We start from the raw sequence: 246 nt of genomic DNA, 5'->3' as shown, positions 1-246 counted from the left end.
CCTTTTGTGGATTGGTTGAGTCCTTTAAAAGTTTCCGATAAGCGATAATATTCTTCTTGAATTTTTTGTTTTGATTGATTATCGGTGTCAAAAAATTCAGGATGACAAGAAGCCATTTGATTTAAAGTTAACAAAGTCTTATCGGAGGGATGAGGTATAAAGGACATAAATTTCCTTAATTTATCAAAGATTTCTTGGTAGTATAGATGTTTATGATAAGGATCCTGGTTTTCAAAAGAAGGACTA

1 pseudogene is annotated in these 246 nt (G+C 31.3%); it reads right to left on the bottom strand.

Annotated elements, in window-relative coordinates:
- A pseudogene (locus OL66_RS04165) lies at positions 1 to 246 on the bottom strand (replicative DNA helicase); the annotation flags it as partial.

Origin of the sequence: Chrysanthemum yellows phytoplasma (assembly GCF_000803325.1) — a bacterium.
GTDB classification, from domain to species: Bacteria; Bacillota_I; Bacilli_A; order Acholeplasmatales; family Acholeplasmataceae; genus Phytoplasma; species Phytoplasma asteris.
This window is presented reverse-complemented; position numbering and strand designations above follow the sequence as displayed.